This is a genomic window from Streptomyces sp. NPDC001027 (assembly GCF_040299045.1).
Lineage (GTDB): Bacteria > Actinomycetota > Actinomycetes > Streptomycetales > Streptomycetaceae > Streptomyces.
On the sequence record NZ_JBEPBI010000432.1, the window covers coordinates 1 to 3,888 of the forward strand.

Below are 3,888 nucleotides of genomic sequence, written 5' to 3' on the forward strand. Positions count from 1 at the left end.
CGGCGCAGGGCGCTGTGCGCGCCCCGGACCGCCAGCGCCAGCAGGACCAGGGCCGAGACCCAGCGCAGCGGAGTCAGCACCGGTCGCAGCACGGCCGCGACGGCGGAGCCGCCGACGGTCGCGACCAGCGCGTAGAGGCCGTCCGCGGTGGCGACGCCGAGCGCGGCGCACACCCCGGTGCGCAGGGAGGTGCGGGCGGTGAGCGAGACGAGGTAGGTCGCGACCGCGCCGACGGGCACGGCGATGCCGTATCCCGCGACCAGGCCCGCGACGAGGGCGGCCGTCACCGTCGTGCGGCGTCGAGCCTCCGGGGGCGGCCGGGCTGCTGCTGGACCGGCGCCGTAGGAGCGGCGGCGGACGTGAGCGGCAGAGAGGCGTCGAAAGTGAGCATGGCTGGATCCTGCGGGTGAGGAGCGGCCGGGGGCAACCGGATTTCTCGCGTCCCCTCCCGGTCCCCGTCCCCGTCCCCGCCTCCGCCTCCGTCCCCGTCTCCGTCCCCGGTCCCGTCTCCGCCTTCGTCTCCGGTCCCTGTGCCGGCCCTCGTCCTCGTCCGCATACGCTCGTTGACGTACCTCCCTACCTCCCACCGATGTCAGGAGCGGCGAGCATGCAGTACGTGAAGCTCGGTTCGACGGGTCTGGACGTGTCGCGGATCTGTCTGGGCTGTATGACCTACGGCGTCCCCGACCGGGGCACGCACGAGTGGACCCTCGACGAGGAGGCGTCCCGGCCGCTGATCCGGCAGGCGCTGGAGGCGGGCGTCACCTTCTTCGACACCGCGAACGTCTACTCCGACGGCACCAGCGAGGAGATCGTCGGCAGGGCGCTGCACGACTTCGCCCGGCGTGACGAGATCGTGCTCGCCACGAAGGTGCACGGCCGGATGCGACCGGGGCCGGGCGGCGCCGGACTGTCCCGCAAGGCGATCCTGTCCGAGATCGACCACAGCCTGCGCCGCCTCGGCACCGATCACGTCGACCTCTACCAGATCCACCGTTTCGACCCGCACACCCCCGTCGAGGAGACGATGGAGGCGCTGCACGACGTGGTGAAGGCGGGCAAGGCCCGCTACATCGGGGCGAGTTCGATGTACGCCTGGCAGTTCGCCACGATGCAGCACACGGCCGAGCGGCACGGCTGGACCCGGTTCGTCTCGATGCAGAACCACTACAACCTCCTCTACCGGGAGGAGGAGCGCGAGATGCTGCCCCTGTGCGCGGACCAGGGCGTGGGCGTGCTGCCCTGGAGCCCGTTGGCCCGCGGCCGTCTCACCCGCGACTGGGGCACGCGGACCGACCGCAGTGCCAGTGACGCCTTCGGCAGCGCCCTTTACCCGGAGGGCGACCGGACGATCGTCGAGGCCGTCACCCGTATCGCCGGCGACCGCGGGGTGCCGCGCGCCCAGGTGGCCCTGGCCTGGCTTCTGCACCAGGGCACGGTGACGGCGCCGATCGTCGGCGCGTCGAAGCCGAACCATCTCGAGGACGCGGTGGCCGCCGTCGAACTGGAGCTGACCGAGAAGGAGTTGCAGGAACTCGAGCAGCCCTACCGCCCGCATGCCGTCGCCGGGCACTGAGCCGGAGGCGACGGGAGGCGACGCCGGGGCGAGGGGGGTCGTGAGGGTCAGTGGGGGCCGGCCGGTGCGAACTCCGTGCCGCAGGGCCCCGCCCCCTCGCTCTCGCGCAGGGCCAGCGGCTCGCCGTTCATCGTCATCGTCCGGTAGTACGAGCCGATCCGCTCCGCCGAGCGTCCGACGTAGTGCCCGATGAACGACCGGCGGAACCGGTCGTCGCTGCGGTTGGGCTGCGATCCGTGCACCAGACTGCCGTTGAAGAACAGCACGTCGCCCGCGGCCATGTCGACCGGCGTCGCCGCGAGCCCGGGCGGCGGCGGCACGTACTCCCGCGCGAACGACACCTGCGCGTCGGCCGTCTCCGGGCAGAACAGGTCCATCCGGTGCGTGCCGGGCACGACTTCCAGACCGCCGTTGTCGCGGTCGATCTCGTCGCAGGCCAGCCAGGCGGCCACGCAGGTGCCCGGCTCGACCCGCAGATAGAAGTTGTCCTGGTGCAGCGCCTGACCCCGGGCGCCCGGCGGCTTGAAATAGAACATGCTCTGCGCGGCCAGCACCTCCTCGTCGAGCAACTGCTCCAGCACGTCCCGCAGCCGGGCGTCCAGCAGCACCCGGCGGGCGAGCGGAACGATCTCGTGCGGGTGCATGACCCTCGGGTACACGGAGAGCGGGTCCACGGCGCCCGGACGCGGCTCGAAATGCCCGGGCACCGGCCGCCCCGCCGCGTGCAGCGCCTCGAACTCGGCGCACAGCGCGTCGACTTCGTCCTGTGCGAACAGCCCGCGCACGACGGCGTAACCGTCCTCTTGGTACTGCCGCCGATCCGCCTCGCTCAGACGGGGCGTGCCGGCGGTGTCGACGTCCGTGACCGTCATGCGGGGCCTCCTCGGTCCGCCGGGTGCGGAACTGGCACCGTAACCCCCCGCCCGGGCGGTGCGAAAGACGGGCCTGGGCGGCGGCCCGGCAAGCGAAACATTCCGGCAATGACGTCCGGACAGCTGCTTCGAAAGAGCGCCAAAAGGGACGGCGATAACGTGACCGCCCCTCACTCCGATCCCGCATTGACGATTCGTCAATATCCGGCGGTCGGTACCCCGTGTACGAAACCGTGGGATCTCTTGTTCGTCCAGGTCCGGTTGTGCGAAGGTGTGCCTTGTCGGCGCGCGGACAACGATTTCCCCATCGTGCGCACGAGACGCCTCCCGTCACACTCCCCACGCTTCACAAGAGCTGCCCCCACGGACGTCAGAGGCGCCGAACCCTGTGCGAGTCGTCCCGCCGCCCGGGCGGAACCGCAAACCCGATGGTATGGACTTTATGCCGCATGCCCCCGGAAGGAATGCAGCCCGTGAATGACGCAGGCCTGTCGAATTCCCCTTCGGCGCGCCGCTTCGACGCGACGGACGAACAGCTCAGCGCGGAGCTGAAGAAGTGGACGGGCGCGTCGCCCGCGCTGCATCCCGTCGGAGAGCTGCTCGACCGGCACTGGGAGGCCGCCTTCGCCTATGCCCGGCTGTGCACCGACGACGAGCGCGCGGCCGGCATGCTCACCACCGCCGCCTTCACCCGGCTGTTCGGCGAGACCCTGCGGCAGAACGGTCCGACGGCCGCCTGGCGCCCTCATCTGCTGGTCACCGTCCGCCGTGTCGCGGCCGAGTGGGACACCGACGGCCGTCGCGACCTGCTGCATCCCGCGCTGCGCTCCGAGGGCGACGGCGACGGCGTGATCGCCGACCGCGCGGCCGCCCTCATGCTGCCGCCCGTGAACCGGCGCATGCTGTCCCGGGCGTTCCAGCGGCTGCCCGAGTCGGCTCGCTGCCTGCTCTGGCACGTCGAGGTCGAGGCCGAGCCCCTGGCGGTCCCGGCCGGCCTGCTCGGCCTCGAAGAGGACGGCGCGCGCGGCGAGTTGAGCCGCTCCCGCGAGCGGCTGCGCGAGGAGTGCCTCCAGGTGCACCGCGAACTCGCCACGGACGACGAGTGCCAGCGCTACCACCGGCTGCTGGACGTCACCTGCCGGCGCGGCGGCGTCGACGTCGACCCCGACCTGCGCACCCACCTGGACGGCTGCCGGCACTGCACCCACACCGCCGACCAGTTGCTGCAGTTCGAGGGACTGCTCGGCACCGCCCTGGCCGACGGCATCCTGGGCTGGGCGGCCGCGGCCTATGTGGAGATCAGGGTGGCGGGTCGCGGCGAGTCCGGCGAACCGGCCGGGGAGAAGGCGCGCGGCTACGCGGGCGAGGCCTTCACGGACGGGTCCTTCGCGGCCGCCTCCGCCGAGGCCGGAGCCCGCTCCGCGACCCGCGGCCGGCTGC

Annotated in this window: 4 protein-coding genes; 2 read left to right on the forward strand and 2 right to left on the reverse strand. The window is 72.2% G+C overall.

Features of this window, described 5'->3' with window-relative positions; all coding sequences use genetic code 11:
- Window positions 1–287, reverse strand: a 287-nt coding sequence (locus ABT300_RS42190) for a LysE family transporter (RefSeq protein WP_351687948.1), incomplete at its 3' end; no start/stop codon positions are given.
- 320 nt (window positions 288–607) lie between these two features.
- Between ABT300_RS42190 and ABT300_RS42195 the strand changes: the two genes are divergently transcribed.
- Complete coding sequence (locus tag ABT300_RS42195; protein ID WP_351687951.1) at window positions 608–1,576, forward strand: aldo/keto reductase; 969 nt, start codon at window positions 608–610, stop codon at window positions 1,574–1,576.
- Between the two features lie 47 nt (window positions 1,577–1,623).
- Here ABT300_RS42195 and ABT300_RS42200 read toward each other — a convergent pair whose 3' ends face one another.
- On the reverse strand, window positions 1,624–2,448 hold the full coding sequence (locus ABT300_RS42200) for a phytanoyl-CoA dioxygenase family protein (protein WP_351687954.1): 825 nt from the start codon (window positions 2,446–2,448) through the stop codon (window positions 1,624–1,626).
- A gap of 464 nt (window positions 2,449–2,912) precedes the next feature.
- Between ABT300_RS42200 and ABT300_RS42205 the strand changes: the two genes are divergently transcribed.
- A partial coding sequence (locus tag ABT300_RS42205; protein ID WP_502978116.1) for an RNA polymerase sigma factor occupies window positions 2,913–3,888 on the forward strand: 976 nt, incomplete at its 3' end.